This window comes from Burkholderia sp. Ac-20344 (assembly GCF_017104975.1).
Lineage (GTDB): Bacteria > Pseudomonadota > Gammaproteobacteria > Burkholderiales > Burkholderiaceae > Burkholderia.
This window is the reverse complement of sequence record NZ_JAAGPP010000067.1, coordinates 1-26,102: the sequence shown is the minus strand read 5'-3', so window position 1 is coordinate 26,102 and position 26,102 is coordinate 1. Positions and strand designations below refer to the sequence as shown.

At 68.2% G+C, this 26,102-nt stretch carries 27 protein-coding genes; 10 read left to right on the top strand and 17 right to left on the bottom strand.

The genetic code is table 11. From position 1 onward, the window contains the following. The first annotated feature begins 24 nt into the window (after window positions 1-24). Genes tyrS through G3N64_RS20840 form a run of 3 tightly spaced genes read left to right on the top strand, consistent with a single transcriptional unit; the run spans window position 25 to window position 2,407 of the window. A complete protein-coding gene (tyrS, locus tag G3N64_RS20850; protein ID WP_205785615.1) occupies window positions 25-1,266 on the top strand; it encodes a tyrosine--tRNA ligase in 1,242 nt (413 codons plus the stop codon). After that, window positions 1,263-1,721, top strand: a complete 459-nt coding sequence (gene dtd / locus G3N64_RS20845) for a D-aminoacyl-tRNA deacylase (protein WP_205785614.1) — start codon at window positions 1,263-1,265, stop codon at window positions 1,719-1,721. The genes tyrS and dtd overlap by 4 nt, the downstream gene beginning before the upstream one ends. Window positions 1,722-1,744: 23 nt before the next feature. Then, window positions 1,745-2,407, top strand: coding sequence for a histidine phosphatase family protein (locus G3N64_RS20840; protein WP_205785613.1), 663 nt, complete (start codon window positions 1,745-1,747; stop codon window positions 2,405-2,407). A 69-nt stretch (window positions 2,408-2,476) separates the two neighbouring features. Here the strand turns inward: G3N64_RS20840 and G3N64_RS20835 are convergent, their stop codons facing one another. The 10 genes from G3N64_RS20835 to G3N64_RS20790 form a co-directional block, all read right to left on the bottom strand. Beyond that, entirely contained in the window at window positions 2,477-3,604 is a 1,128-nt protein-coding gene (locus G3N64_RS20835; RefSeq protein WP_205785625.1) for a ParB/Srx family N-terminal domain-containing protein, read from the bottom strand. Window positions 3,605-3,765: 161 nt separating this feature from the next. After that, window positions 3,766-4,719 carry an oxygenase MpaB family protein gene (locus tag G3N64_RS20830; RefSeq protein WP_205785612.1) on the bottom strand — a complete coding sequence of 318 codons (954 nt, stop codon included), beginning with the start codon at window positions 4,717-4,719 and terminating at the stop codon, window positions 3,766-3,768. 24 nt (window positions 4,720-4,743) lie between these two features. After that, window positions 4,744-5,814, bottom strand: a complete 1,071-nt coding sequence (gene ruvB / locus G3N64_RS20825; protein ID WP_021162489.1) for a Holliday junction branch migration DNA helicase RuvB — start codon at window positions 5,812-5,814, stop codon at window positions 4,744-4,746. 119 nt (window positions 5,815-5,933) lie between these two features. Then, the gene (gene ruvA, locus G3N64_RS20820; protein ID WP_021162490.1) at window positions 5,934-6,515 is read right to left on the bottom strand and encodes a Holliday junction branch migration protein RuvA; all 582 of its coding nucleotides are present in this window, start codon (window positions 6,513-6,515) and stop codon (window positions 5,934-5,936) included. 155 nt (window positions 6,516-6,670) lie between these two features. Beyond that, window positions 6,671-7,213, bottom strand: a complete 543-nt coding sequence (gene ruvC, locus G3N64_RS20815; RefSeq protein ID WP_085041738.1) for a crossover junction endodeoxyribonuclease RuvC — start codon at window positions 7,211-7,213, stop codon at window positions 6,671-6,673. A gap of 151 nt (window positions 7,214-7,364) precedes the next feature. Then, complete coding sequence (gene purH, locus G3N64_RS20810) at window positions 7,365-8,930, bottom strand: bifunctional phosphoribosylaminoimidazolecarboxamide formyltransferase/IMP cyclohydrolase (RefSeq protein ID WP_175955731.1); 1,566 nt, start codon at window positions 8,928-8,930, stop codon at window positions 7,365-7,367. A gap of 44 nt (window positions 8,931-8,974) precedes the next feature. Further along, on the bottom strand, window positions 8,975-9,208 hold the full coding sequence (locus G3N64_RS20805) for a Fis family transcriptional regulator (RefSeq protein ID WP_006476892.1): 234 nt from the start codon (window positions 9,206-9,208) through the stop codon (window positions 8,975-8,977). Further along, entirely contained in the window at window positions 9,205-10,272 is a 1,068-nt protein-coding gene (gene dusB / locus G3N64_RS20800) for a tRNA dihydrouridine synthase DusB (RefSeq protein WP_174946190.1), read from the bottom strand. Before dusB ends, G3N64_RS20805 begins: the two co-directional genes overlap by 4 nt. 124 nt (window positions 10,273-10,396) lie before the next feature. Beyond that, window positions 10,397-11,584, bottom strand: coding sequence for a UbiH/UbiF/VisC/COQ6 family ubiquinone biosynthesis hydroxylase (locus tag G3N64_RS20795; protein WP_205785611.1), 1,188 nt, complete (start codon window positions 11,582-11,584; stop codon window positions 10,397-10,399). A 40-nt stretch (window positions 11,585-11,624) separates the two neighbouring features. After that, complete coding sequence (locus G3N64_RS20790; RefSeq protein ID WP_205785610.1) at window positions 11,625-13,010, bottom strand: aminopeptidase P N-terminal domain-containing protein; 1,386 nt, start codon at window positions 13,008-13,010, stop codon at window positions 11,625-11,627. Between the two features lie 183 nt (window positions 13,011-13,193). Here G3N64_RS20790 and G3N64_RS20785 point away from each other — a divergent pair, with 183 nt between their 5' ends. Then, a complete protein-coding gene (locus tag G3N64_RS20785) occupies window positions 13,194-13,808 on the top strand; it encodes a glutathione S-transferase N-terminal domain-containing protein (protein ID WP_205785609.1) in 615 nt (204 codons plus the stop codon). Between the two features lie 111 nt (window positions 13,809-13,919). Here G3N64_RS20785 and G3N64_RS20780 read toward each other — a convergent pair whose 3' ends face one another. From G3N64_RS20780 to G3N64_RS20770, 3 genes are all read right to left on the bottom strand, one after another. Next, window positions 13,920-15,539: an FMN-binding glutamate synthase family protein gene (locus G3N64_RS20780; protein WP_205785608.1), complete on the bottom strand. Its 1,620-nt coding sequence runs from the start codon at window positions 15,537-15,539 to the stop codon at window positions 13,920-13,922. A gap of 118 nt (window positions 15,540-15,657) precedes the next feature. Beyond that, entirely contained in the window at window positions 15,658-16,821 is a 1,164-nt protein-coding gene (mnmA, locus tag G3N64_RS20775; RefSeq protein WP_205785607.1) for a tRNA 2-thiouridine(34) synthase MnmA, read from the bottom strand. Further along, window positions 16,818-17,327, bottom strand: coding sequence for an NUDIX hydrolase (locus tag G3N64_RS20770; protein ID WP_205785606.1), 510 nt, complete (start codon window positions 17,325-17,327; stop codon window positions 16,818-16,820). Before G3N64_RS20770 ends, mnmA begins: the two co-directional genes overlap by 4 nt. A 278-nt stretch (window positions 17,328-17,605) precedes the next feature. On the opposite strand from G3N64_RS20770, the gene G3N64_RS20765 reads away from it, so the two are divergent. From G3N64_RS20765 to G3N64_RS20755, 3 genes are read left to right on the top strand one after another with little or no spacing between them, the layout of a single operon-like run. Then, window positions 17,606-18,745, top strand: coding sequence for a Re/Si-specific NAD(P)(+) transhydrogenase subunit alpha (locus G3N64_RS20765; RefSeq protein ID WP_205785605.1), 1,140 nt, complete (start codon window positions 17,606-17,608; stop codon window positions 18,743-18,745). A 19-nt stretch (window positions 18,746-18,764) separates the two neighbouring features. Next, window positions 18,765-19,091 carry an NAD(P) transhydrogenase subunit alpha gene (locus G3N64_RS20760; protein ID WP_205785604.1) on the top strand — a complete coding sequence of 109 codons (327 nt, stop codon included), beginning with the start codon at window positions 18,765-18,767 and terminating at the stop codon, window positions 19,089-19,091. Next, the gene (locus G3N64_RS20755; protein WP_205785603.1) at window positions 19,088-20,542 is read left to right on the top strand and encodes an NAD(P)(+) transhydrogenase (Re/Si-specific) subunit beta; all 1,455 of its coding nucleotides are present in this window, start codon (window positions 19,088-19,090) and stop codon (window positions 20,540-20,542) included. The genes G3N64_RS20760 and G3N64_RS20755 overlap by 4 nt, the downstream gene beginning before the upstream one ends. A gap of 78 nt (window positions 20,543-20,620) precedes the next feature. On the opposite strand, the gene G3N64_RS20750 is transcribed toward G3N64_RS20755, so the two are convergent. Continuing rightward, entirely contained in the window at window positions 20,621-21,541 is a 921-nt protein-coding gene (locus G3N64_RS20750) for a LysR family transcriptional regulator (RefSeq protein ID WP_205785602.1), read from the bottom strand. A gap of 80 nt (window positions 21,542-21,621) precedes the next feature. Here G3N64_RS20750 and G3N64_RS20745 point away from each other — a divergent pair, with 80 nt between their 5' ends. Then, complete coding sequence (locus G3N64_RS20745) at window positions 21,622-22,545, top strand: carbon-nitrogen hydrolase family protein (RefSeq protein ID WP_205785601.1); 924 nt, start codon at window positions 21,622-21,624, stop codon at window positions 22,543-22,545. Between the two features lie 78 nt (window positions 22,546-22,623). On the opposite strand, the gene G3N64_RS20740 is transcribed toward G3N64_RS20745, so the two are convergent. Both G3N64_RS20740 and G3N64_RS20735 read right to left on the bottom strand, forming a co-directional pair. Continuing rightward, window positions 22,624-23,310, bottom strand: coding sequence for a YafY family protein (locus G3N64_RS20740; RefSeq protein WP_069746174.1), 687 nt, complete (start codon window positions 23,308-23,310; stop codon window positions 22,624-22,626). 73 nt (window positions 23,311-23,383) lie between these two features. After that, complete coding sequence (locus G3N64_RS20735) at window positions 23,384-23,794, bottom strand: VOC family protein (RefSeq protein WP_205785600.1); 411 nt, start codon at window positions 23,792-23,794, stop codon at window positions 23,384-23,386. 169 nt (window positions 23,795-23,963) lie between these two features. Between G3N64_RS20735 and G3N64_RS20730 the strand changes: the two genes are divergently transcribed. Both G3N64_RS20730 and G3N64_RS20725 read left to right on the top strand, forming a co-directional pair. Next, window positions 23,964-24,296 carry a winged helix-turn-helix domain-containing protein gene (locus G3N64_RS20730; protein WP_205785599.1) on the top strand — a complete coding sequence of 111 codons (333 nt, stop codon included), beginning with the start codon at window positions 23,964-23,966 and terminating at the stop codon, window positions 24,294-24,296. Continuing rightward, window positions 24,289-24,753, top strand: coding sequence for an SRPBCC family protein (locus G3N64_RS20725; protein ID WP_205785598.1), 465 nt, complete (start codon window positions 24,289-24,291; stop codon window positions 24,751-24,753). The genes G3N64_RS20730 and G3N64_RS20725 overlap by 8 nt, the downstream gene beginning before the upstream one ends. 96 nt (window positions 24,754-24,849) lie before the next feature. Here G3N64_RS20725 and G3N64_RS20720 read toward each other — a convergent pair. After that, the coding region (locus G3N64_RS20720; RefSeq protein WP_205785597.1) for a class I SAM-dependent RNA methyltransferase at window positions 24,850-26,102 on the bottom strand (1,253 nt) is incomplete at its 5' end.

The window sequence follows — 26,102 nt, the reverse complement described above, 5'->3', positions numbered from 1 at the left end:
TTTGCGACATTCTTCCTGGCACCGATGAGCACCGAACCCAGTTCCAAGCCCGTTTTCCCGATCACCGACGAAGTCCGGCATGCGCTCGCCGTCACGAAGCGCGGCGTCGACGAACTGCTGATCGAGGAAGAGTTCGCGCAGAAGCTCGCGCGCAGCGCGGCCACCGGCACGCCGCTTCGCATCAAGCTCGGCCTCGACCCGACCGCACCTGACATCCACATCGGCCATACGGTCGTGCTGAACAAGATGCGTCAGCTGCAGGACCTCGGCCACACGGTGATCTTCCTGATCGGCGATTTCACGTCGCTGATCGGCGATCCGTCGGGACGCAACGCGACGCGCCCGCCGCTCACGCGCGAGCAGATCGAATCGAACGCGAAGACCTACTTCGAGCAGGCCGCGCTCGTGCTCGATCGCGCCAAGACCGAGATCCGCTACAACAGCGAATGGTCGATGCCGCTCGGCGCGGACGGGATGATCAAGCTCGCGTCGCGCTACACGGTCGCGCGGATCCTCGAGCGCGAGGATTTCACAAAGCGCTTCCAGGGCGGCGTGCCGATCTCGATCCACGAATTCCTGTACCCGCTGATGCAGGGCTACGATTCGGTCGCGCTGAACGCCGATCTCGAACTCGGCGGCACCGACCAGAAGTTCAACCTGCTGGTCGGCCGCGAGCTGCAGAAGCAGTACGGCCAGGAACAGCAGTGCATTCTCACGATGCCGCTGCTCGAAGGCCTCGACGGCGTCGAGAAGATGTCGAAGTCGAAGGGCAACTACGTCGGCATCAGCGAGAAGCCGACCGACATGTTCGGCAAGCTGATGAGCATCTCGGACACGCTGATGTGGCGTTACTTCGAACTGCTGTCGTTCCGCCCGATGGACGAGATCGCCGGCTTCAAGCGCGAGATCGAAGACGGCCGCAACCCGCGCGATTTCAAGGTGCTGCTCGCGCAGGAAATCGTCGCGCGGTTCCACTCGCAGGCTGATGCCGAGCGTGCGCTCGAAGATTTCAACCACCGCGCGAAGGGCGGCGTGCCGGACGACATTCCGTCGGTCACGCTCGCGGGCGCGCCGCTCGCGATCGGTCAGCTGCTGAAGCAGGCCGGCCTCGTGCCGTCGACGAGCGAGGCACTGCGCAACATCGAGCAGGGCGGCGTGAAGATCGATGGCGCGACCGTGTCGGACAAGGGCCTGAAGGTCGAGGCCGGCGAGTTCGTCGTGCAGGTCGGCAAGCGCCGCTTCGCGCGCGTCACGCTGAACGCATGATCGCGCTGATCCAGCGCGTGACGCGCGCCGATGTGCGCGTCGGCGACCGCACGACGGGCGAGATCGGTGCGGGTCTGCTCGCGCTCGTCTGCGCGGAGCGCGGCGACACCGACGCAGCGGCCGACAAGCTGCTCGCGAAGCTGCTCGGCTACCGCGTGTTCAGCGACGCCGCCGGCAAGATGAACCTGCCGGTGTCGAATATCGACGGCGAGGGGCGCGCGGGCGGCCTGCTGCTCGTGTCGCAGTTCACGCTGGCGGCCGATACCAACAGCGGGCTGCGTCCGAGCTTCACGCCGGCCGCGCCGCCCGACGAAGGCGCGCGGCTGTTCGATTATTTCGTCGCGGCTGCGCGTGCGCGCCATCCGGTCGTCGAGACGGGCGAGTTCGGCGCCGACATGCAGGTGTCGCTCGTCAACGACGGCCCCGTCACATTCTGGCTGCAAGTGCGGCCCTGATTCTTCCCCGGAGACGCGCCGCGATGGCCACCACGCAGATTCTTTTCATCCGTCATGGCGAGACGGCCTGGAATCGCATCAAGCGCATCCAGGGTCATATCGACATCCCGCTGGCAGAAACGGGCCTCGAGCAGGCGCAGCGGCTTGCCGTGAGGCTCGCGCGCGACGCACGTGACGGTGCACGGCTCGACGCGATCTATTCGAGCGACCTGATGCGCGCGCAGCAGACCGCGCAGCCCTTCGCCGATGCGCTCGGGTTGCCGCTGCTGCTGCGGGAAGGGTTGCGCGAGCGCTCGTACGGCGCGTTCCAGGGGCATGACAGTACCGAGATCGAGGCGCTGTTTCCGGACGCATACGCGGCGTGGCAGACGCGCGATCCGGGCTTCGCGCCGGAAGGCGGCGAGTCGCAGCGCGCGTTCTATCACCGCGTGCTGCATGCGCTCGAGCCGATCGTCGCCGCGCACCCGGGCGGCCGGATCGCGTGCGTCGCACACGGCGGCGTGCTCGATTGCGTGTACCGGTTGGCGAACGGCATCGAATTGTCGGCGCCGCGCAATTATCAGCTGCTCAACACGAGCATCAACGTCGTCGATTACGTGGATGGCCGCGCGCAGGTCGTGCAGTGGGCCGACGTGTCGCATCTGGAAGCCGCCAGCGACGACGACGGGTACCGCAAGGTGCTTTGAGCCGGCAGGCCCCGTCCGGCATGGCCGGCCGGGGTGTCCTTCCTTTCCTTCCTGCGTCGTGTTTGCTGCTTACTGCGGCAGCGCGTGGCGCGTCTTGTAGTCGAGTGCGTACGCGATCTTGCCGGGCTTGCCCGCCGTGATCGGCTGGCGCAGCTTGTCGAATTCCCCCTTGTTGTATTTCTTCCCGCCGTTGATCGCGTCCGCGCGCCCGAGGTCGGCGCCCGTCTTGCCGTCGATCACGGGGTCCGTGGCCGCGACCATGCGCGTCGATGCATTCCACACCGCGTTCAGGTAGCCCGTGTCGGCCTTCGCCGGATCGGGGTCGGTTGCGCCGGCGCGCGTCAGGTCATAGCCGGCGAGCGAGAACGTGCCCGGTTGCGCGCGCAGCCAGTCGGCCCAGTAGAACTCGAGGTAGTCGGTCGCTTGTGCGGGCTTGCTGTAGCCGATGTCGCGCGTGAAATAGACGAGCGAGCGGTAGCGGTCGTTCGTCATCCCGAGTGTCAGGCCGAGCCCGGTCGGCAGTTGGGCGGTCGTGATCGGCTTGCCTTCGCCGTTCTTGAGGCGCAGATAGCCGCGGCTCTGCATCTGCTGCCAGAACGCGTCGCCCGCGTAGTCGCTGAGGTTGTCCTTGACGACGACATGCACGTGCAGCGCCGGGCCGCCGTCGGGCGTCTCGTAGTAGGTCGACAGGCCGTGGTGGCCGTCGGTCAGGTACAGCGCATCGCCGTTCGGGCCGATCACGACCGGGTTCAGCACCGAGCGGTCGCGGGCGTTCGCGTCGGTCGTCGTGCACGTGTAGCTCGCGGGCTCGCGCAGCACCGACCTGGCCGTGTAGCCGCCCGAAGCGACGCCGCCGAGGCCTTCGTCCGCGCAGAAGTCGTCGAATTTCTTGTCGGGTTGCAGTTCGTAGCGGCCGAGCTTGTAGTAGATCTGGTCGTAGCCGATCGCGCCCTGCGTCGGATGGAGGTCGCCGAGCGTCACGTCGATCAGGTCGCCCGCGCGAGCGGCTTTCCACTTGCCCGGTTGCGGCGTGACGGTGGCGGGCGGCGTGGGGGCGGGCGTGGTCGGAGTACCGCCGGCTGGCGTTTGTGCGTCCGAACGCGCGACGGCGGCGACCTCGTCGCCTCCGCAGGCGGTGAGGGCGAAGACGGCGGACAGGCTGGCGGCAAGGGCGAAACGGATCGGCAGGCGTAGCATCGCGGGCATCGGGTGTCGGTCGGGTTGGCGGGACACCGCGCGGGTCACGGACAGGCGGGACGTGTGACACGTGCGACACGTGCGACCGTGCGCGGGTGCAAGCCCGTCAGCGTGTCACAGGTATTTGACAGTAAATTGAAATGATAGGAGGAAACGGATCGTCAGGCGGGCGGGGGGCCGTCGGGCGGTGTCGCGGCGGCGCGGCGGCGCGCACGCTTCGACGCGCCGTTCACGAGCGCCCAGCGCAGCACCGGCGCGACGACCCGTATGCCGGGCCGGACCACCGCGCGGCGCAGCGGCGCGAACGTCGACACGCCGAGCATGCGCTGCGCCCACGGCGGCAGCAGGTCGATCCCGGCATGCATCATGAGCGACGCGGCCGGCCGCAGCGCGGGCTTCGCGACCGGCACGTTCAGCAGGATGGACATTACTTCGAAGGTGCGCGGCCCGGCCTCGAGCTCGGGCTGCATGCGCGCGAGATACGCGGTCACCTCGGCGCGTGAACGCGGCACCTCGTGTGCGCCGAGCATTTCGGCGATCAATGCCGTTTCGGCGTAGTAGCGATCCTGCAACTCGCCCGGCAGCGCCGGATTCACGTAGCGCACATGCGCGGCGAGGAAACTCGACACTTCCGCGACATGCACCCAGGTCAGCAACGCCGGATCGTCGGCGCGGTACGGCCGGCCGTCCGGCGCGGTGCCCGATATGTGCGCGTGGATCGACTTCACACGCTCGATCAGCGCCAGCGCGTCCGCGCGACTGCCGAACGTCGTACCGGTGATGAACGTGGCGGTGCGCCGCAAGCGGCCCAGGATGTCGGTGCGGAACGACGAGTGATCCCAGACGCCCGCGAGGGCGAGCGGATGGAGCGCCTGCAGCAGCAGCGCGGCGATGCCGCCCGTCATCATCGACGTGAAGTCGGCATGCACGCGCCAGCAGACGGCGTCGGGGCCGAACAGCCCCGGGTCTCCCGGCGGCGAAGAGAGGTCGAGCGACGGGCCGCCACCGCCCGCCGTCAGGTGCGTGACGCCGGCCACGAGCCGCTTGCGGATCGGCTCGGCCCAGCGCGGGCCCGGTGCCGGTGCGGCGGGGTGGTGGCTGGGCGGCGTTGTCATGGCAGGTGCGGCTCGGGCGACGGGTTACTTCCCGTCGGGGGTATCCCACTCGCCGCGTTCGGTGCGGCCGGCGTCGGGCACCGAAAGCCCGAAGTGGCGATACGTGAGCAGCGTCGCGACGCGCCCGCGCGGCGTGCGCTGCAGGAAGCCCTGCTGGATCAGGTACGGCTCGAGTACGTCCTCGATCGTGTCGCGCTCTTCGCCGATAGCCGCCGCGAGGTTGTCGATGCCGACCGGGCCGCCGTCGAACTTGTACAGGATCGCCTCGAGCAGCTTGCGGTCCATCAGGTCGAAGCCGACCGGATCGACGTCGAGCATCGCGAGCGCGGCATCGGCAACGGCCGCGGTGATCTGGCCGTCGGCCTTCACTTCCGCGAAGTCGCGCACGCGGCGCAGCAGCCGGTTTGCAATCCGCGGCGTGCCGCGCGAGCGCTTCGCGATTTCCAGCGCACCGTTCGGATCGATCTGCGCGTTCAGCAGCGACGCCGAACGCCGCACGATGCGCGACAGTTGATCGGCATCGTAGAACTCGAGGCGCGCGACGATCCCGAAGCGATCGCGCAGCGGGTTGGTCAGCATCCCGGCGCGGGTGGTGGCGCCGACCAGCGTGAACGGCTGCAGGTCGAGCTTCACGCTGCGCGCGGCCGGGCCTTCGCCGATCATGATGTCGATCTGGTAATCCTCGAGCGCCGGATACAGGATTTCCTCGACGACCGGCGACAGCCGGTGGATCTCGTCGATGAACAGCACGTCGTTCGCTTCGAGGTTCGTCAGCAGCGCGGCGAGATCGCCCGCGCGCTCGAGCACGGGGCCCGACGTCTGACGCAGGTTCACGCCCATTTCCCGCGCGATGATGTGCGCGAGCGTCGTCTTGCCGAGGCCCGGCGGCCCGAACAGCAGCACGTGGTCGAGCGGCTCGGAGCGGCGCTTGGCGGCTTCGATGAAGATCTCGAGCTGGCCGCGCACCTTTTCCTGGCCGACGTAGTCGTCGAGCTGGCGCGGCCGCAGCGCACGTTCGAACACCTCCTCGTGCGACGAGGCGGGCGTGGCGGCGATGATCCGCTGCTCGGTGGCGAGTTTGTCGGTTTCAATCATGCGGCCATTGTACCGCGCGCCGCTGTCCCGCCCACCTGGCCGAACGGCCGACTGGCGAGCACCGCGCGGCTGCGCGACACTGGCTTCAACGCGCCGTCCGGCGGCGCGTCATGCAGGCGTTACGCCTTCGACAGCGCCTTCAGTGCGAGCTTGATGCCTTCGGATACGCCGGTGCCGGCCGGCACGTTCTTGATCGCGGCGAGGCCTTCCTTCTCGGAATAGCCGAGCGCGAGCAGCGCGTTGAGGATGTCGGTCGCGTGGTCGGACGGCGACGCGGCGCCGGCGAGCGCGCCGAGATCGGCGCCGAGCTTGCCCTTCAGTTCGAGCAGCAGGCGCTCGGCCGTCTTCTTGCCGATGCCGGGCAGGCGCGTGAGGCGCGCGGCGTCCTGCATCGTCACGGCCTGCGCGAGTTCCTGCACGCTCATGCCGGACAGCACGGCGAGCGCCATGCGCGCGCCGATGCCGGTGATCTTCAGCAGCTCGCGGAAGGTCGTGCGTTCCTGCGGCGTCAGGAAGCCGTACAGCAGGTGCGCGTCCTCGCGGACGATCTGCTGCGTGAGCAGCACGACGCGCTCGCCCGTTTGCGGCAGGTTGTAGAAGGTGCTCATCGGCACGTCGATTTCGTAGCCGACGCCGTTGCAGTCGACGAGCAGGTGAGGCGGGTTCTTTTCGAGCAGGATGCCGGCGATGCGACCGATCATGGATGGCGTAATGCGAGGAGGAAAGCGCGAGTGTAGCGCACGTGCGGCGCAATGCCGACGGGATCGGCCATCAGGCCGGGGCGACGGGTGTCGTGGGCGCGCCGCGTTCGGTCGAAACGGTCGATCCGATGCACCGCGCATCGGCATGCGCGGTGTCAGCCGACCAGCCGCCCGCGCCGCACGCGCAGCCCTTTCTTCGCGAGCGCCGGCGCGAGGCCGCCGAGCGTGCTGAGCGTATTGCCGCCGTGGGCATGGCAGATCGCCATGCCGAGCGCGTCGGCCGCGTCGGAGCCCGGTTGTCCGGAGAGGTTGAGCAGCCGCGTGACCATTTCCTGCATCTGCGTCTTGGTCGCGCGGCCGTAGCCGACCACGGCCTGCTTGAGTTGCAGCGCCGTGTATTCGGCGACGGGCAGGCCGCCCGCGACGAGGCCGCAGATCGCGGCGCCGCGCGCCTGGCCGAGCAGCAGCGTCGACTGCGGGTTCACGTTGACGAACACCTTTTCGATCGCGGCCTGGTCGGGTGCATGCTCGCGCACGATGGTCGAGACGCCCTGGAAGATCGTGCCGAGCCGGGTGGCCAGGTCGGCGGTCGGCGTGCGGATCACGCCGCTCGCGACGTAGGCGAGCCGGTGGCCGCTGACGTCGATGATGCCGAAGCCGGTGACGCGCAGGCCGGGGTCGATGCCGAGAATTCGCATGGGTAAGGAGAAAAGCCTGATGCAGCGATACTACAACGAATGGTGCGGTGCGCTGGCCGCACGGTCGCATGCGAGGGCGCCGCGCAATAAAAAACCCGGCGGGTGCGATGCCGCCGGGTCGTCGTGCAGCGGCCGTGCGGGCCGCATGCGATCAGTGACGGAAGTGGCGCACGCCCGTCAGGATCATCGCGATGTTGTGCTCGTCGGCTGCGGCGATCACTTCGTCATCGCGCATCGAGCCGCCCGGCTGGATCACGCAGGTCGCGCCGGCCGCCACGACGACGTCGAGGCCGTCGCGGAACGGGAAGAACGCGTCGGATGCCACTGCCGAGCCGGCCAGCGTCAGGCCCGCGTTCTGTGCCTTGATGCTCGCGATGCGCGCGGAATCGACGCGGCTCATCTGGCCTGCGCCGACGCCGAGCGTCATGCCGTTGCCGCAGAACACGATCGCGTTCGACTTCACGTACTTCGCGACGCGCCACGCGAACAGCAGGTCGTCCATTTCCTTCGGCGTCGGGTGGCGCTTCGTGACGACACGCAGTTCATGCGGCTGCACGTTCTTCGAGTCGAGCGACTGCACGAGCAGGCCGCCGCCCACGCGCTTCAGGTCGAATGCGTTATGGCCGTCGCCGAGCGCGATTTCGAGCAGGCGCACGTTCTGCTTCGCGGCGAACACCTGCTTCGCGGCATCGGAGAACGACGGTGCGATCAGCACTTCGACGAACTGCTTCGCGACGGCCTGGGCAGCCGCTTCGTCGACTTCGCGGTTGAACGCGATGATGCCGCCGAACGCCGAGGTCGGATCCGTCTGGAACGCCTTCGCGTACGCGTCGGCCGAATCGTTGCCAACTGCGACGCCGCACGGGTTCGCATGCTTGATGATCACGCAGGCCGGGGCGTCGAACGTCTTCACGCATTCCCACGCCGCGTCGGAATCCGCGATGTTGTTGTACGACAGTTCCTTGCCCTGCAGCTGGCGATAGTTCGCGAGCGCGCCGGCCGGCGTCGCGAGGTCGCGGTAGAACGCGGCGCTCTGGTGCGGGTTCTCGCCGTAGCGCAGGTCCTGCACCTTGTCGAACGCCATGTTCAGCGTCGCCGGGTACGCGCTGCGCGAGGCGTGCTTCAGCTCGTCGGTCAGGCTCGTCAGGTAGTTCGTGATCGCACCGTCGTATTGCGCGGTGTGCGCGAACACCTTCGTCGCGAGGCGGAAGTTGGTCGCGTAGCCGACCGCGTTGCCGTTCGCCTTCATTTCATCGAGCACGACCGCGTAATCGGCCGGATCGACGACGACTGTCACGTCTCGGTGGTTCTTCGCGGCCGAGCGCAGCATCGTCGGGCCGCCGATGTCGATGTTTTCGATCGCGTCGGCGAGCGTGCAGTCGTCCTTCGCGATGGTCGCGACGAACGGGTACAGGTTCACGACGAGCAGGTCGATCGTCGGGATGCCGTGCTGCTCCAGCGCCTGCATGTGCTCGGGCAGGTCGCGGCGGGCCAGGATGCCGCCGTGCACCTTCGGGTGGAGCGTCTTCACGCGCCCATCGAGCATTTCCGGGAAGCCCGTGTAATCAGCCACTTCGGTAACGGGCAGGCCCGCGTCGGCGAGCAGTTTCGCGGTGCCGCCCGTCGACAGCAGCTTGACACCGAGGTCGGACAGCGACTTCGCGAAGTCGACGATGCCGGTCTTGTCGGAAACGGAAATGAGCGCTTGCTTGATCATGATGGAACCACCAATAGCCAGGGAAACGGGGACGGGACGGCTGCCTACAGCAGGCCGTGCTGCTGCAGCTTCTTGCGCAGCGTATTGCGATTGATGCCGAGGTACTCCGCGGCGAGCGACTGGTTGCCGCCTGCCTGTACGAGCACGACCTCGAGCATCGGCTTTTCGACGCAGGACATCACCATTTCATAGACGTCGTGCGGATTGGAGCCGTCTAGATCCCGGAAATACACGTCCAGGCTCTCGCGGACACATTGTTCGATGTTGTGCTTGCTCATGCTGCTAACTGGTTATGGTCGTCCGACTCGCCCTGGCCGTTTTCCTCTTCGTCATCGACGTAGACGAGGTGGTCCGACAGCGCCTTTTGCGCCTCGAAGAATGCATTGACGGCGGCGAGCTGCTCGCGGGTGGAATCGAGCGTGTTCATCCTGTGCCGGAACCCGTTGGCACCGGAAAGGCCGCGAGTGTACCAGCCGATGTGCTTGCGCGCAGTACGGACTCCCGTGAATTCACCATAGAAAGCGTAGTGGTCTTCCAGGTGTTCGTTCATCACGTGCTGGATCTCGTCGATCAGCGGCGGGGGCAGCAGCTCGCCGGTTTGCAGGAAATGATCGATTTCGCGGAACAGCCATGGCCGACCTTGCGCGGCACGACCGATCATCAGGGCGTCGGCGCCGGTTGCGTCGAGCACGGCCTTCGCCTTCGCGGGCGACGTGATGTCGCCGTTCGCGACGACCGGAATCCGCACCGCTGCCTTCACGGCCGCGATGGTGTCGTATTCGGCGTCGCCGCGGTACAGGTCGGCGCGCGTACGGCCATGCACGGTGAGCATCGAGATGCCGGCGGCTTCGGCCAGGCGCGCGACCGTGATCGCGTTCTTGTGCTCGCGATCCCAGCCCGTGCGGATCTTCAGCGTGACGGGCACCGCATCGGGCCCCGTGCCGACCGCCGCGACGACGGCCTCGACGATCCGCTGCACGAGCGGCTCGTTCTGCAGCAGCGCGGAGCCGGCCGCGACGTTGCAGACCTTCTTCGCCGGGCAGCCCATGTTGATGTCGATGATCTGCGCGCCGTTGTCGACGTTGTAGCGGGCCGCTTCGGCCATCATCGCCGGATCGGCGCCGGCGATCTGGACCGCGATCGGCTCGACCTCGCCTTCGTGATTCGCGCGCCGCATCGTCTTTGCGCTTTTCCACAGCTGCGCGTTGGACGCGACCATCTCGGACACCGCGTAACCGGCCCCCAGCCGCTTGCAGAGCTGGCGGAACGGGCGATCCGTCACGCCGGCCATCGGGGCGACGAACAGGTTGTTACGCAATACGTGAGGGCCGATAACGGGCATCGCAATGGCGCCGCCCGCGGCTGGCGCGGGCAGGGGAAGGGAAGACGGAAACGAGCATTTTACCGTATTCCCATGCCCCGCCGATTTGACCCGGTTTGAGTGGCGCGACTGTGCGCGCCGCGCGTCAGTTGCGCTGGCCGAACATCATCTGGCGCGCGATCAGCTTCTTGAGCGGCGGCACGAACTCGAGCGCGGTGAGCGCGGCACCGCGCAGCAGCGGGAGCGGGCCCGAGTCGATCGTGAACAGGCGGGCCAGCGTGTCGGTCGCGCCGATCGTGAAGCGCCGGTCGAGCGCGCGGCGCGCGTTGAAGGCGGCGAGCGCGGTTGCTTCGAAGCCTTGCGTGGACAGCGTATCGACGAGCGTATGCGCATCGCGCAGCCCGAGGTTGAGCCCCTGGCCCGCGACGGGGTGCAGGGTTTGCGCGGCATTGCCGACGATCGCGACGCGGCCACTGACGAGCGTCTGCGCGGCGTTCAGGCCGAGCGGGAACGACGCGCGGCCCGCGATCGCGACGAACTCGCCCATGCGCTCGCCGAACGCGCTGCCGAGCTCACGCAGGAACGCGTCGTCGGGTAGCGCGGCGCGGCGCGCCGCTTCGTCGGGCGTGCAGCACCAGACGAGCGCGTACTCGGCCTGGCGCGGCCCGCCGAGCGGCAGCAACGCGAGCGGGCCTTCGTGCGTGAAGCGTTCCCATGCGACGTTCGGGCGTGGCGCCGATACCGTGACCGTGCCGACGAGCGCGGTCTGCCCGTAGTCGCGGCGATGCTTGGCTGCATCGGCCTGCTGTTCGTGGAACAGCCCGCCTTCGGCATTGATGACGATGCGCGCGCGCAGTGTGCGCTCGCCTTGCGGGCCGTCGAGCGTCAGCACGACGCCGTCGGCATCCTGCTGCGGTGCACGCGCGGTGGTCGACGTGAGCCAGTCGACGCGCGTGCCGCGCACGGCGCCCGCGAGCGCCTGCACGAGCGAGCCGTAGCGCGCGACATAGCCGAGCGCGGCGAGGTCGTGCTCGTCGCGGTCGATCAGCGTGCGGCCGAAATGGCCGCGCTGCGATACGTGGATATGTTCGATCGGCGTCGCATCGACGGGCCACGCGAGCGTGTCGAGCAGCACGCGGCTGCCGTGCGACACCGCGATCGCGCGCGGATCGTTCGTGCTCGCGGCCGGCTCGCGTGCATCGATCAGCACGATCGATGCATGCTGCGTGGCGCTGCGGCGCGCGAGCCAGCCGGCGAGCGCGAGCCCGACGGGGCCCGCGCCGACGATGGCGAGGTCGTAGTCCGGCGTGGCCGGGGAGGAAGCGGTCGTCATCTTGATTCGTGAAACGGAGGTAACGGTCGGCGGCAGCCGGTCATGCGCCCGCGCGCATCAGCGCCTCGATCTCGTCCGCCGCAACGGGCACGCCGCGCGTGATCAGCTCGCAGCCGTGCTCGCGCACGATCGCGTCGTCCTCGATGCGGATGCCGATGTTCCAGTACTCGGGCGGCACGTCGTCGGCGGCGCGCACGTACAGGCCGGGTTCGACCGTCAGCGTCATGCCGGCCTTCAGCGTGCGCCACGGCAGCGCGCCGTTGCCGTCGCGCTCGGCGAGCCGCTCGCGGTAGTCGCCGCAATCGTGCACGTCCATGCCGATCCAGTGGCCGGTGCGATGCATGTAGAAGCGCGTGTACGCACGCTCGGCGATCACGTCGTCGACGTTCGAGAAGCGCGTTTTCGGGATGATGCCGGTGTCGAGCAGCCCCTGCGCGAGCACGCGCACGGCGGCGTCGTGTGGCGCCTCGAACGGCACGCCCGCACGCGTCGCGTCGATCGCGGCCTGCTGCGCGGCGAGCACGATGTCGTACAGCGTGCGCTGCGCGGGCGAGAAGCGCCCGTTGGCCGGGAACGTGCGCGTGATGTCCGACGCGTAGCCGTCGAGTTCGCACGCGGCGTCGATCAGGATCAGGTCGCCGTCCTTCGCGGCTGCGTTGCCGGCCGGGTAGTGCAGCACGCACGCGTTCGCGCCGGCCGCGACGATCGAGCCGTACGCGGGCGACTGCGCGCCGTGCTTGCGGAACACGTACAGCAGCTCGGCTTCGAGTTCGTATTCGCGGATGCCGGGGCGGCACGCCTGCATCGCGCGGCGGTGCGCGAGCGCGGAGATGTGCGCGGCGCGCATCATGACTGCGAGCTCGTGCTCGTCCTTCACGAGCCGCATGTCGTCGAGCAGCGGCGTGAGGTCGAGCATCGCGTCCGGCGCGGCGACGCCCGTGCGCGCCAGCGCGCGCACCGCGTCGACCCAGCCTGCGAGCTGGCGGTCGAAGTCGGCCGACGCGCCGAACCGGTAGTGCACGGTGCCCGAGTCGGCGAGCAGGCGCGGCATCTCGGTGTCGATCACGTCGACCGCGAACGCCGCGTCGAAGCCGAACGCGTCGCGCGCGGCTTCGGGCCCGTAATGGAAGCCTTCCCAGATCTCGCGGTCGGCATTCTTGCCGCGGCAGAACAGGATCGACTCCGGCGCCCCGTGCGGTGCGGCCGCGTTCAGCACGAGCACGGCATCCGGCTCGCTGAAGCCCGTCAGGTAATGGAAGTAGCTGTCGAACCGGTACGGATAGTCCGCATCGCGGTTGCGCGGCACTTCGGGCGCGGTGGGGACGATGGCGACGCCGCCGCCGGCGGCACGCAGTGCGGCGAGCACGCGTTCACGGCGCTGGCGGTAGACGTCGACGGCGATGGCGGTATCGAGGGGCGCGTTCATTCGTGCGATTGTAGCGCCGCGGGAGGCCGCGCGTGAGAGCGGGGCGGGAAGCTGCGCCGAAAGGCCCGCGTGGCGGTTGTTGCAAACCATCCACAGGCCGGCCGGGCGATTTTCTATCACGCAACGCTGGCCGGTTATGATCGACGACAACGTATACTCCCGGCGGTTCCCAAAAAAAGGCAGATGATGAAATTAATCGGTTCGCTCAGCAGCCCGTACGTCCGCAAGGCGCGGATCGTGCTGGCTGAAAAGAAGATCGACTACAAACTGGAGCTCGAGAACGTGTGGGCGCCGGAGACGGATATTCATGCATCGAATCCGCTCGGCAAGGTCCCGTGCCTCGTGATGGAGGATGGTGCCGCGGTGTTCGATTCCCGCGTGATCTGCGAATACGCCGACACGCTGTCGCCGGTCGGCAAGCTGATTCCGCCGTCGGGCCGCGAGCGTCTCGAGGTTCGCTGCTGGGAAGCGCTGGGCGACGGCGTGATCGATGCGGCAGTCGCGATTCGCGTCGAACATACGATGCGCGACGAAGCGCAGCGCAGCGCGACCTGGATCGCACGCCAGCAACGCAAGATCGACGACGGTCTCGTCGCGATGTCGCAGGGGCTCGGCGGCAAGACGTGGTGCGTCGGTAATCATTACACGCTCGCCGACATCGCACTTGGCTGCGCGCTCGGCTATCTCGACTTCCGGATGCCCGAGCTCAACTGGCGCGATCGCCACCCGAACCTCGACAAGCACTTCGTGAAGCTGCTGCAGCGGCCGTCGTTCGCCGACACGCTGCCGCAGAACTGAGCCGCACGCGACGCATTCACGCGTTCGCGCATTCGGCAGACGAAAGAAAAGCGCCCCGCGGGGCGCTTTCCTTTTGGCCGGGCCGCCCCGTGGCGGGGGCGGTCGCACGCGTCATTCGATCGACGCGTACACGGCCTCGCCGAGCGTGAACGAATCGCTGCGCGCAATCGGCCACCACTTGTCGTACAGCGAGAAGCCGCAGGTCTGGCCGTCGAGCAGCGCACCGGGTTTCAGGTACTTCAGCAACTGCGACATCAGCCGCACTTCATGCGGCGCGACCCGCTGCACGATGTGATGCGCGCGCAGCTCGGACGGATGCGCGAGGCCGGCCGCCTGCACGAGTTCCTGCAACGCATGCAGCGTATTGCGGTGGAAGTTGTACACGCGCTCGGCCTTGTCGGGCACGACGAGTGCGCGCTGGCGCACCGGATCCTGCGTGGCGACGCCGGTCGGGCAGCGATCGGTGTGGCAGTGCTGCGCCTGGATGCAGCCGACCGCGAACATGAAGCCGCGCGCCGAGTTCACCCAGTCCGCGCCGATCGCGAGCGTGCGGGCGATGTCGAACGCGGTGATGATCTTGCCGCTCGCGCCGAGCTTCACGCGATCGCGCACGCCGATCCCCACGAGCGTGTTGTGCACGAGCAGCAGCCCTTCCTGCAGCGGCACGCCGACGTGGTCGGTGAATTCGAGCGGCGCCGCGCCCGTGCCGCCTTCCGCGCCGTCGACGACGATGAAGTCCGGCACGATGCCGGTCTCGATCATCGCCTTCGCGATCCCGAAGAATTCCCACGGATGGCCGACGCACAGCTTGAAGCCGGTCGGCTTGCCGCCCGACAGCGTGCGCAGCCGTTCGACGAATTCGAGCAGCCCGCGCGGCGTCGAGAACTCCGAGTGCGTCGCGGGCGAGATGCAGTCCTTGCCCATCGGCACGCCGCGCGTCTCGGCGATTTCCGGCGTGATCTTCGCGGCCGGCAGCACGCCGCCGTGGCCGGGCTTCGCGCCCTGCGACAGCTTGACCTCGATCATCTTGACCTGCGGATCGGCGGCCTGCTTCGCGAACTTGTCGGGGTTGAAGGTGCCGTCGTCGTTGCGGCAGCCGAAGTAGCCGGACGCGATTTCCCAGATGATGTCGCCGCCGTTCTCGCGGTGGTATTTCGACAGCGAGCCTTCGCCCGTGTCGTGAGCGAACCCGCCTTTCTTCGCGCCGAGGTTCAGCGAGCGGATCGCGTTCGCGGACAGCGAGCCGAAGCTCATCGCCGAGATGTTGAAGATCGAAATGTCGTACGGTTGCGCGCGATTCGCGCCGACGCGGACGCGGAAATCGTGGTTCGGCAGTTTCGTCGGCGCGAGCGAGTGGCTGATCCATTCGTGCGCGACGGCCTTCACGTTCAGCTCGGTGCCGTACGGGCGATTGTCGGCGACGTTCTTTGCGCGCTGGTAGACGAGGCTGCGCTGCGCGCGGGAGAACGGCTTCTCGTCGGTGTCGTCCTCGACGAAATACTGGCGGATTTCAGGTCGGATGAATTCGAACAGGAAGCGGAAGTGGCCCCAGAGCGGATAGTTGCGCAGGATCGCGTGGCGGTCCTGCTTCAGGTCGTACAGGCCGAGCGCGACGAGGGCGGCGGGGATGACGAGCCACAGCCACGACAGCACGTGGGCCGACGCGAGCGCGGCTGTCGCGATGAGCAGCAGAACAGCGCACCACATCGCGATATAGCGTCTTGAAAGCATGGGGACTCCATAAGAATCTTGAAATGCCGCCATGCGTACGCTGCGCAGCGGCGCGCCGGCCGCGACGGAATCGAGTTCCGCCGGGCGCGGCGTGCCGCAAGTCTAAACCGAATAGATGTCAGCGTGCTTCGGCGAGCGCCCGCGCGTGGCCGTCCGCCGGGGCGGCCTGGCCGGACTGGCCGGCGGCCGCGGATTCGATGATCCCGCCGCCGAGGCAGATCTCGCCGTCGTACAGCACGGCCGACTGGCCGGGCGTGACGGCCCACTGCGCGTCGTCGAACGCGAGCGAGAAGCGCGCTTCGCCTGCCGGGCCGAACGCGGCCCGGCCGAACGTGCACGCCGCGTCGGCCTGCCGGTAGCGGGTCTTCGCGCCGCACGCGAAGCCTTCGGCCGGCGGCTCGCCGGCGACCCAGCTCACGTTGCCGGCAACGAGTTCGCGCGCCAGCAGCCACGGATGATCGTGACCCTGCACGACATACAGCGTGTTCGACGCGATGTCCTTCGCGGCGACGAACCACGGATCGCCGTTGCCGCTCTTGCTGCCGCCGAGGCCGATGCCCTTGCGCTGGCCGAACGTGTAGAACGCGAGGCCGATGTGCTCGCCGACGACCTTGCCGTCCGGCGTCTTCATCGGGCCGGGTTTCGTCGGCAGATAGCGGTTCAGGAAATCGCGGAACGGCCGTTCGCCGATGAAGCAGATGCCCGTCGAATCCTTCTTCTTCGCGTTCGGCAGCCCGATCTGCGCGGCGATCTCGCGCACCTTCGTCTTCGGGATCTCGCCGAGCGGGAACATCGTCTTCGACAGTTGCGCCTGGTTCAGCCGGTGCAGGAAGTACGACTGGTCTTTCGTATGATCGAACGCCTTCAGCAGTTCGAAACGCCCGTCGCGCTCGCGCACGCGCGCGTAGTGGCCGGTCGCGATCATTTCCGCGTCGAGCGACATCGCGTGATCGAGGAACGCCTTGAACTTGATCTCGGCGTTGCACAGCACGTCGGGGTTCGGCGTGCGGCCGGCCGAGTATTCGCGCAGGAATTCGGCGAACACGCGATCCTTGTATTCCGCCGCGAAGTTGACCGCTTCCACGTCGATGCCGATCAGGTCGGCCACCGACACGACGTCGATCCAGTCCTGGCGCGTCGAGCAGTATTCGCCGTCGTCGTCGTCTTCCCAGTTCTTCATGAACAGGCCGACCACGTCGTAGCCCTGTTCCTTCAGCAGCCATGCGGTCACCGACGAATCGACACCGCCCGACATGCCCACCACTACACGGCGCTTGCTCATTTGTTGACCGCCTGACGTTCGAATGCATCGGGGCGCGGCGCGACCGAATGCGTGTGCACGAAATCGAGCGGAATGCGCCGCCCGGCGAGGTAATCGTCGACGCAGCGCATCACCGCGGGCGAGCGATGGCGCTCGTGGCACGCGCGCAGTTCGTCGGCGCTCATCCACAGCGTGCGGACGATACCGTCGTCGAGCGCGTGGCCCGCCATCGGCTCGCCGGCCGTGCCGCAGAACGTGAAGCGCAGGTAGGTCGCGCCGGCGGTGCCGGGACGGTCGTAGTGCGCGAGATAGACGCCGACGAGCGCGTCGGGCGTGAACGGGTGCGCGGTTTCCTCGAGCGTCTCTCGGATCACGGCGTCGGCCAGCGTTTCGCCGGCTTCGAGATGGCCTGCCGGCTGGTTGATGCGCAGGCCCGACGAGGTTTCTTCCTCGATCACGAGAAAGCGGCCGGCGTGCTCGACGAGCGCGGCGACCGTCACATGCGGGGTCCAGATTTCGGGTTTCATGGATCGGCATTTTACCGGTTGCGCCCGAACGCTGCCGGTCGGTGCGCTAAACGATTCCGACCCTCTAGATTCGTCTGTCCCGCCGATGCGCGGCGACGCCGGCCGGGCTGGCGTCGCAATCTCGCACGATCGGGCGGAGCGTGCTGGTACGGCCATCGCTTTCGCCTAAAGTGGATGATGAGTGCCGATGCTCGTGAGCCGGTAGTCAGCCTGTCCGGCTCGTTGTGCAGCAGAAATCGCAAGAAACGAATTACTGACAACGACTGGAGGGACCGACGATGCATATTGGCGTGCCTGCTGAAACGCGGGCGAACGAGGCGCGTGTGGCTGCGACGCCGGAAACCGTGAAGAAATACGCGGCGGCCGGCCATCGCGTCAGTATCGCGAAGGGAGCCGGCATCGCAGCCAGTTATCCGGACCAGGCTTACGCGGCCGCCGGTGCCGAACTGACCGGCCAGTCGGCCGCTTTCGATGCCGACATCGTGCTGAAGGTCCAGGCGCCTACCGACGCCGAACTGCCGTTGCTCAAGCGCGGCTCCGTGGTGGTCGGCATGCTCGAGCCGTTCAACGGCGAGCAGGCGGCGAAACTCGCAGCGGCCGGCGTGACGGGCTTCGCGCTCGAAGCCGCGCCGCGCACGACGCGCGCGCAGAGTCTCGACGTGCTGTCGTCGCAGGCGAACATCGCCGGCTACAAGGCCGTGCTGGTAGCTGCGGCGCTGTATCCGCGCTTCTTTCCGATGCTGATGACGGCTGCGGGCACGGTGAAGGCTGCGCGCGTGCTGATCCTCGGCGCGGGCGTCGCGGGCCTGCAGGCGATCGCGACCGCGAAGCGCCTCGGCGCGGTGATCGAGGCGTCCGACGTGCGGCCGGCCGTGAAGGAACAGATCGAGTCGCTCGGCGCGAAATTTCTCGACGTCCCGTACGAAACCGACGAAGAGCGCGAGGCTGCGCAAGGGGTGGGCGGTTACGCGCGCCCGATGCCGCCGTCGTGGCTCGGCCGCCAGGCGGCGCTCGTGCACGAGCGTGCGAAGCAGGCCGACATCGTGATCACCACCGCGCTGATTCCCGGGCGCCCGGCACCGACCTTGATCTCGGTCGAAACCGTGCAGTCGATGAAGCCGGGCTCGGTGCTCGTCGATCTCGCGGCCGGCCGCGGCCCGGAATTCGACGGCCGCAAGAGCGGCAATTGCCCGCTGACGGTCGCCGACCAGGTGATCGTGCACGACGGCGTGACGATCGCCGGCTACACGAATCTCGCGTCGATGGTCGCATCGGACGCGTCGGCGCTGTATGCGCGCAACCTGCTCGACTTCATGAAGCTGATCGTCACGAAGGAAGGCACGCTCAACATCGATCTGACCGATGACATCATCGCCGCGACGCTCGTGTGCCGCGACGGCGAAGTCGCGCGCAAGTAACCGGGGAGAGGAGGAGACCATGGAAGTCATCAATCACACGGTGATCAACGTGATCATCTTCGTGCTGGCGGTGTACGTCGGTTACCACGTGGTGTGGAACGTCACGCCGGCGCTGCATACGCCGCTGATGGCGGTGACCAACGCGATCTCGGCGATCGTGATCGTCGGCGCGATGCTCGCGGCGGCGCTCGCCGTCGGCACGACCGGCAAGGTGTTCGGCACGCTCGCGGTCGCGCTCGCGGCCGTCAACGTGTTCGGCGGCTTCCTCGTGACGAGGCGCATGCTCGAGATGTTCCGCAAGAAGGCGCCCAGGCAGGCCGAGGGCGGCAAGGAGGGCGCGCGATGAGCATGAACGTCGTCACGCTGCTGTACCTCGTCGCATCGGTGTGCTTCATCCAGGCGCTGAAAGGCCTGTCGAACCCGAAGAGCGCGCGGCGCGGCAACCTGTTCGGGATGGCCGGGATGGCCATCGCGATCCTCACGACGACTGCGCTGATCGTCAAGCAGGCCGCGTGGCTCGGCGCGAACCTGCCGCTCGGCCTCGCGCTGGTGCTCGGCGCGCTGATCGTCGGCGGCGGCGTGGGGGCGTTCGTCGCCGCGCGCGTCGAGATGACGAAGATGCCGGAACTCGTCGCGGCGATGCACTCGCTGATCGGTCTCGCAGCCGTGTGCATCGCGTACGCGGTGGTGTCGGAGCCGGAAGCGTTCGGGCTCGTGCCGCAGGACGCGGTGTCGTCGAACTTCATCCCGTACGGCAACCGCGTCGAGCTGTTCATCGGCACGTTCGTCGGCGCGATCACGTTTTCCGGTTCGGTGATCGCGTTCGGCAAGCTGTCGGGCAAGTACACGTTCCGGCTGTTCCAGGGCGCGCCGGTCGTGTATGCGGGCCAGCACCTGCTCAACCTGATGCTCGCGCTCGCGATGCTCGGCTTCGGCATCCTGTTCTTCATCACGCAGTCGTGGCTGCCGTTCGTCATCATGACGGCGATCGCGTTCGTGCTCGGCGTGCTGATCATCATCCCGATCGGCGGCGCGGACATGCCGGTGGTCGTGTCGATGCTGAACTCGTACTCCGGGTGGGCGGCGGCCGGCATCGGCTTCTCGCTGAACAACGCGATGTTGATCATCGCAGGCTCCCTCGTCGGCTCGTCGGGCGCGATCCTGTCGTACATCATGTGCCACGCGATGAACCGCTCGTTCTTCAACGTGATCCTCGGCGGTTTCGGCGGCGACGCGGCGGCCGGTGGCGCCGCGGGCGCGAAGGAGCAGCGGCCGGTGAAGTCGGGTTCGGCCGAAGACGCGTCGTTCATGCTCGGCAACGCTGAAACGGTCGTGATCGTGCCGGGCTACGGGCTCGCCGTGGCCCGTGCGCAGCACGCGCTGAAGGAGCTGACCGACAAGCTGATCGAGAAGGGCATCGACGTGAAGTATGCGATCCATCCGGTCGCGGGCCGGATGCCGGGGCACATGAACGTGCTGCTCGCGGAAGCGGAGGTGCCGTACGAGATCGTCCACGAGATGGAGGGCATCAACGGCGAATTCGGCCAGGTCGACGTCGTGCTCGTGCTCGGCGCGAACGACGTCGTGAACCCGGCCGCGAAGAACGATCCGGCATCGCCGATCGCGGGGATGCCGATCATCGAGGCGTACAAGGCGCGCACGGTGATCGTCAACAAGCGCTCGATGGCGGCCGGCTACGCAGGGCTCGACAACGACCTGTTCTACATGGACAAGACGATGATGGTGTTCGGCGACGCGAAGAAGGTCATCGAGGACATGGTGAAGTCGGTCGATTAGCACACGCGCCGGCAACGCGGCTGCCTGCTTCGATTCGCGGGCAGCGTGACCGGACTGGCCCGACTGGCCGGGTTTCTTTCATGGTGCGACGAGGTGCGCGACGCATGCGGCGATCGTGTCGCGGACGCGCACGATCGCCGGGTCGCGCTGCGTGCTCGTGCGCCAGCCGATCTCCACCGGGTAGTGAGGCAAGTCGACCGGGCACGCGAGCGCGCGCAGCGGTGTGGATTGGGCGATCGCGCGCGCCGCGTGCGCGGGAATCGTCGCGACCGCGTCGGAGCCGGCGAGCAGGTACGGCAACGCGGCGAAATGCGTGGTCGACGCCGCGACGCGCCGTTTGTGGCCGAGCGTGGCCAGCGCCTCGTCGACGATCCCGATCACGCCGCCCGACGATACGAGCAGGTGGTCGCGACGCAGGAAATCGGCGAGGGTCAGCGTGCGCGGCGGCCGCGGGCGGGCGGCCGGATCGATCAGGCACGCATAGCCGCCCGTCGCCACTGCGCGCCGGCTGAGCCCGTTCGCCGAGAAGCCGCCCGACGCGATCGCGAGGTCGACGCCGTGGCGCAGCAGCGCGTCGCCGGCGATGCCGCTGTGCGTCTGCCGGAAGATCAGCCGGATGCCGGCGGCTTCCCGTGCAACGGCGTCGATGAGCGCGCGGCCGAGCGCGATCTCGAAATCGTCCGACAGCCCGATCGAGATCGTGCGGCCGATGCGGTCGCCGCCGTCGGCCGCGATCGCGAGGCTTTCGCGGCAGCGGTCGAGCGCATCGGACAGGATCGGCTTCAGCTCGTCCGCGCGTGGCGTCGGCGCGAGCCCGCGGCCGGTGCGCACGAACAGCGGATCGGCATAGATCACGCGCAGCCGCGCCAGCGCCGCGCTCACCGCCGACTGCGTGAGGCCGAGCCGCAGCGCCGCGCGGCTCGCGCCGCCTTCCTCGTACAGCGCCTCGAACACCTTCAGCAGGTTCAGGTCGAGGCGGGCGATATCATCTGCATTCATGACACTTATCGTTCTATCGATTTGATCGATGACATCATATCGATAAAGATGGCGTTACCCCATTCACCGGAGACGCCTTCATGTCCACGTCAGTCATCGCCGCGCTGCAGATCGGCGCCTCGCCCGCCGGCACGCGCGCCACGCTCGACACGATCCTCGGCTACGAAACCGCGATCCGCGACAGCGGCGCGTCGCTCGTCGTGCTGCCCGAGGCCGTGCTCGGCGGCTATCCGAAAGGCGAGATCTTCGGCACGCGGCTCGGCTACCGGCTGCCCGAAGGCCGCGACGCGTATGCGCGCTATGCTGCGCAGGCGATCGACGTGCCGGGGCCGGAAACCGACGAACTGGCCGCGCTGTCGCAGCGCTCGGGCGCGAGCCTCGTGGTCGGCGTGATCGAGCGCGGCGGCAGCACGCTGTACTGCACGGCGCTGTTCTTCGATCCGCGCGACGGGCTCGTCGCGAAGCACCGCAAGCTGATGCCGACCGGCACCGAGCGCCTGATCTGGGGGCAGGGCGACGGCTCGACGCTGCCCGTCGTCGACACGGCCGCTGGCCGCGCGGGCGCCGCGATCTGCTGGGAGAACCACATGCCGCTGCTGCGCTGCGCGATGTACGCGAAGGGCGTGCAGATCTGGTGCGCGCCGACCGTCGACGAGCGCGACGTCTGGCAGAGCTCGATGCGGCACATTGCGCACGAGGGGCGCTGCTTCGTCGTCAGTGCGTGCCAGGTGCAGCCTTCGCCGCGCGCGCTCGGCATCGACGTGCCGGGCTGGGACCCGGAACGGCCGCTGATCCGCGGCGGCAGCGTGATCGTCGGGCCGCTCGGCGACCTGCTGACGGAGCCGCTGATCGGCGAAGCCGGGCTCGTGACCGCGCGCATCGATACCGACGAACTCGTGCGGGCGCGCTACGACTTCGACGTGGTCGGGCATTACGCGCGGCCCGACGTGTTCTCGCTGCACGTCGACGAGCGGCCGAAGCGGACGGTGGTGTTCGGCGCGTAGGAAGCGCGGGCCGGGCGCTGCACGGCGGCCCGGAACATGAATGGCGGCGGCGCGTAGCGCGCACGCCGTCGTGCCGCGTCAGCGCATCGGCGCTTCCGCGATCCGCATGTAGTCGGCGATCCGCCGCCCTTCCATGTCCGGAAACTGCTCGTGCACGGTGATGTCGCCCATCCTTGCGATGTCGAAGGTGCGGAAATCGTCGCGCAGCTCGCACCACGCGCCGATCGTCCAGCGCCCGCCCCAGTAGACGAGCCCGAGCGGCCACACGCGGCGTTGCGAATGCGCGCCGAGCCGGTCGCGGTAGCCGAAGCTGACGACGTGGCGTGTGTCGATGGCCTGGTGGATCGCGTCGACCTTCGCGCAAAACGTCTCGTCGATGTGGAACGACGGCGCGAACACGGGCAGCCGGTCGAGCGCCGTGCGCTTGTCGGCCGGCATGGCCGACGCGATCTTCGCGAGTGCCGAACGCGCGCCGCTCGCGAAGCGCGCACCGCCCCAGGTTTCGAGCATGCGTGCGCCGGTGGCGAGCGCCGCGAGCTCCTCGGCCGTGAACGTGAGCGGCGGCAGGCTCGCGTTGCGGTTCAGCCGGTAGCCGATGCCGGCTTCGCCTTCGATCGGCACCCCTGACAGTTGCAGGTCGCGCACGTCGCGATAGACCGTGCGCGGCGACACCGACAGCCAGTCGGCCAGCTGCTGCGCGGTCGTGAGGCGACGCCCGCGCAGCAGCTCGGCGATCTGGAACAGTCGGTCGGCACGGCGCGTCATGACGGCACCTCGATTCCAGCGGCAGTGGGGACTTCGCGATGATAGCGCCGCGCGAGCCGGCCGGCCGCTGCGCTCAGTGGCATTTCGGCGCGTGCAGGCCGACGCGGTTGCCTTCGGTGTCGATCAGGTAGCCGACGTAGCCGTAGTTGTTCGGCAGCTCGACGACCGCCCCCTGCACGACGCCGCCCGCGCGCTTCGCGCGTTCGAGCGCCGCGACGACCGATTCGCCGGCGTTCAGGTAGACGAGCACGCCGTTCGCGCTCGGCTTCATCTGCTGCGGATCGAACACGATGCTGCCGCCCGTGCTCGACGCGTCGCGGTCGAACGTGGCCATCGGCACGCCGCCGATGACGGCGCGCTGCAGCGTCGTTTGCAGCACGGTTTCGTAAAAGCGGATCGCCCGGTCGAAATCGAGGGACGGAATGTCGAACCACGCGATCGCGCGTTCCAGGGTAGCGGTGGCAGTGGCAGTTGCGGACGTCATGACGAGCTCCTTGTTGCGTTGTTATTCGGGTTCGGTGCGGAAACCAGGCTTGCATTGCGCCGGGATTGCAGTGTGATCGCGGCCTGCTGACACCGTATTGTCAGTAGCGTTGTCATCCTTGACATGCAACTGTTTGGTTGCATAATAAGGTCATCGACCCGGGAGCGGCATGGATCTCGTTTTCAAGGCGCTGGCCGATGCCACGCGCCGCCAGTTGCTTGACCTGCTGTACGCGAAAAGCGGACAGACCCTGTCCGAGCTGTGCGACGGGCTCGCGATGAGCCGGCAGGCCGCGAGCAAGCATCTCGCGCTGCTCGAGGCCGCGAATCTCGTCGCGACGACGTGGCGCGGCAGGGAGAAGCTGCATTACCTGAATCCGGTGCCGATCCACGACATCGCGGAACGCTGGATCGGCAAGTTCGAGCGCCAGCGCCTGCAGGCGCTGGCGGATCTCAAGCGCGGGCTGGAAGCGGCCGGCGATTCTGGAGACGACGATGAGTAATCCCGCCTTTGTGTACGTGACGTTCATTGCATCGACGCCCGAGCGCGTGTTCGACGCGCTGACCAACGCCGAGCTGACGAAGGACTACTGGGTGCGGCATCGCAACGCGTCGCCCGACTGGCGGCCGGGCTCGCGCTGGGAACATCAGGACTACGACGATCCGTCGCGGGTCGACATCGTCGGCGAAGTGGTCGAGCACGATCTGCCACGCAAGCTGGTCGTCACGTGGCGCACGCCGTCGGGGGAGGGCGAGGAATCGCGCGTGACCTATCTCGTCGAGCCGCACGAGGGCGTCGTGAAGCTGACCGTCACGCACGACGGGCTGGTGCCGGGCTCGGAGATGGATCGCGGGATTCGCGGCGGCTGGCCGGTCGTGCTGTCGAGCCTCAAGACGCTGCTCGAGACGGGGCAGGCGCTGTCGTTCACGATGGGGCGCTGGGACTGCTCGAAGCACTGAAACGAAACGCCGCCGTTGCCGCGGGTGCGGTCACGGCGGCGTTCCGGTGGCCGCAGCGGGGCCGCACCGGCGGCCCCATCGCGACGATGATGCGGATTACGCGTCGCCTTCGGGCGTGGCCGGGCGCGCCTTCACGCTGCCGGCGATCAGGTCGAAGCGGAACAGCCGGCATTCGAGCGCGCCGTTGAACAGCGGCGTCTTCGCCGATTCGCGCAGCCGCAGCTGGCCCGGCAGCGAACGGTCGGACGTCAGCAGGAACGCCTGCCAGCCCGTGAAGCGCTGCTTCAGCGCATCGCCGAGCGCGTTGAAGAACTCGCTGTCCGGCGCGTCGGTGTGGGTGCGGCGGAAGGCGTCGTCGTTGCCGCGGTTGCGGCCCGTCTCGCGCACCTCGCCACGCGCGCTGCGGCCGCGCACCTCGATCCGCTCGCCATACGGCGGGTTCGCGAGGATGATGCCCGGGCCGTCGCACGGCGGCGTCATTCCGCGGGCGTCGACCTGCTTGAGCCACACCGACGGCACGCCCGCGCGCTCGAGGTTCGCGCGCGCCTTCTCGAGCATGTCGCCGGAGATGTCGCTGCCGTACACGCCGAGCGCTTCGCCGCGCTTGCCGCGCGCCGCGCGCTTCGCGTCCAGTGCCGGGACCTTCAGCCCCTGCCACGCGGTAATGTCGTATTGCTTGAGTTTCTCGAAGCCGAACCGGCGCTCGACGCCCGGCGCCACGCCGAGCGCGATCTGCGCGGCTTCCGCGAGGAACGTGCCGCTGCCGCACATCGGGTCGTACAGCGCCGTGCCGGGCGTCCAGCCCGTCAGGCGCAGGATGCCGGCCGCGAGGTTCTCGCGCAGCGGTGCCGCGCCCTTGTCGAGCCGCCAGCCGCGCTTGAACAGCGGCTCGCCCGACGTGTCGAGGTACAGCGTGCACTCGCCCGCCGTCAGGAAGGCGAACACGCGCACGTCCGGTGCACCCGTGTCGATGCTCGGGCGCGCGCCGGTCTTGTCGCGCATCCGGTCGCAGATCGCGTCCTTCACGCGCAACGTCGCGAATTCGAGGCTCTTCAGCGGCGACTTGATCGCGGTGATGTCGACGCGCAGCGTCTGCGTGGCCGCGAACCAGCGCTCCCACGGCTGCTCGAGCGCGAGCGCGTAGACGTCCTGCTCGTTGCGGTATGCGCGATGCGCGATCTTCAGCAGGACCCGGCTCGCGATCCGCGAATGGAGGTTCGCGGCCATGCCGGCGGCCCAGCCGCCGCTGAAGTGGACGCCGCCCGGCACCTGCGCGCCCGCGGTGAACGGCGCGCCGTTCAGGTGGCGGCCGGCGATTTCGGCCAGCTCGGCGGCAAGCGCCGCTTCGA

What these genes read in the sequence shown, in the direction of transcription:
- G3N64_RS20795 (WP_205785611.1), bottom strand. Translation starts at nt 11,584, where the DNA reads ATGACGACCGCTTCCTCCCCGGCCACGCCGGACTACGACCTCGCCATC.
- tyrS (WP_205785615.1), top strand. Translation starts at nt 25, where the DNA reads ATGAGCACCGAACCCAGTTCCAAGCCCGTTTTCCCGATCACCGACGAA.
- G3N64_RS20740 (WP_069746174.1), bottom strand. Translation starts at nt 23,310, where the DNA reads ATGACGCGCCGTGCCGACCGACTGTTCCAGATCGCCGAGCTGCTGCGC.
- ruvB (WP_021162489.1), bottom strand. Translation starts at nt 5,814, where the DNA reads ATGATTGAAACCGACAAACTCGCCACCGAGCAGCGGATCATCGCCGCC.
- purH (WP_175955731.1), bottom strand. Translation starts at nt 8,930, where the DNA reads ATGATCAAGCAAGCGCTCATTTCCGTTTCCGACAAGACCGGCATCGTC.
- G3N64_RS20750 (WP_205785602.1), bottom strand. Translation starts at nt 21,541, where the DNA reads ATGAATGCAGATGATATCGCCCGCCTCGACCTGAACCTGCTGAAGGTG.
- dusB (WP_174946190.1), bottom strand. Translation starts at nt 10,272, where the DNA reads ATGCCCGTTATCGGCCCTCACGTATTGCGTAACAACCTGTTCGTCGCC.
- G3N64_RS20830 (WP_205785612.1), bottom strand. Translation starts at nt 4,719, where the DNA reads ATGACAACGCCGCCCAGCCACCACCCCGCCGCACCGGCACCGGGCCCG.
- G3N64_RS20790 (WP_205785610.1), bottom strand. Translation starts at nt 13,010, where the DNA reads ATGAACGCGCCCCTCGATACCGCCATCGCCGTCGACGTCTACCGCCAG.
- G3N64_RS20835 (WP_205785625.1), bottom strand. Translation starts at nt 3,604, where the DNA reads ATGCTACGCCTGCCGATCCGTTTCGCCCTTGCCGCCAGCCTGTCCGCC.
- G3N64_RS20780 (WP_205785608.1), bottom strand. Translation starts at nt 15,539, where the DNA reads ATGCTTTCAAGACGCTATATCGCGATGTGGTGCGCTGTTCTGCTGCTC.
- G3N64_RS20840 (WP_205785613.1), top strand. Translation starts at nt 1,745, where the DNA reads ATGGCCACCACGCAGATTCTTTTCATCCGTCATGGCGAGACGGCCTGG.
- dtd (WP_205785614.1), top strand. Translation starts at nt 1,263, where the DNA reads ATGATCGCGCTGATCCAGCGCGTGACGCGCGCCGATGTGCGCGTCGGC.
- G3N64_RS20735 (WP_205785600.1), bottom strand. Translation starts at nt 23,794, where the DNA reads ATGACGTCCGCAACTGCCACTGCCACCGCTACCCTGGAACGCGCGATC.
- G3N64_RS20755 (WP_205785603.1), top strand. Translation starts at nt 19,088, where the DNA reads ATGAGCATGAACGTCGTCACGCTGCTGTACCTCGTCGCATCGGTGTGC.
- G3N64_RS20760 (WP_205785604.1), top strand. Translation starts at nt 18,765, where the DNA reads ATGGAAGTCATCAATCACACGGTGATCAACGTGATCATCTTCGTGCTG.
- G3N64_RS20730 (WP_205785599.1), top strand. Translation starts at nt 23,964, where the DNA reads ATGGATCTCGTTTTCAAGGCGCTGGCCGATGCCACGCGCCGCCAGTTG.
- ruvC (WP_085041738.1), bottom strand. Translation starts at nt 7,213, where the DNA reads ATGCGAATTCTCGGCATCGACCCCGGCCTGCGCGTCACCGGCTTCGGC.
- G3N64_RS20805 (WP_006476892.1), bottom strand. Translation starts at nt 9,208, where the DNA reads ATGAGCAAGCACAACATCGAACAATGTGTCCGCGAGAGCCTGGACGTG.
- mnmA (WP_205785607.1), bottom strand. Translation starts at nt 16,821, where the DNA reads ATGAGCAAGCGCCGTGTAGTGGTGGGCATGTCGGGCGGTGTCGATTCG.
- G3N64_RS20785 (WP_205785609.1), top strand. Translation starts at nt 13,194, where the DNA reads ATGATGAAATTAATCGGTTCGCTCAGCAGCCCGTACGTCCGCAAGGCG.
- ruvA (WP_021162490.1), bottom strand. Translation starts at nt 6,515, where the DNA reads ATGATCGGTCGCATCGCCGGCATCCTGCTCGAAAAGAACCCGCCTCAC.
- G3N64_RS20770 (WP_205785606.1), bottom strand. Translation starts at nt 17,327, where the DNA reads ATGAAACCCGAAATCTGGACCCCGCATGTGACGGTCGCCGCGCTCGTC.
- G3N64_RS20725 (WP_205785598.1), top strand. Translation starts at nt 24,289, where the DNA reads ATGAGTAATCCCGCCTTTGTGTACGTGACGTTCATTGCATCGACGCCC.
- G3N64_RS20765 (WP_205785605.1), top strand. Translation starts at nt 17,606, where the DNA reads ATGCATATTGGCGTGCCTGCTGAAACGCGGGCGAACGAGGCGCGTGTG.
- G3N64_RS20745 (WP_205785601.1), top strand. Translation starts at nt 21,622, where the DNA reads ATGTCCACGTCAGTCATCGCCGCGCTGCAGATCGGCGCCTCGCCCGCC.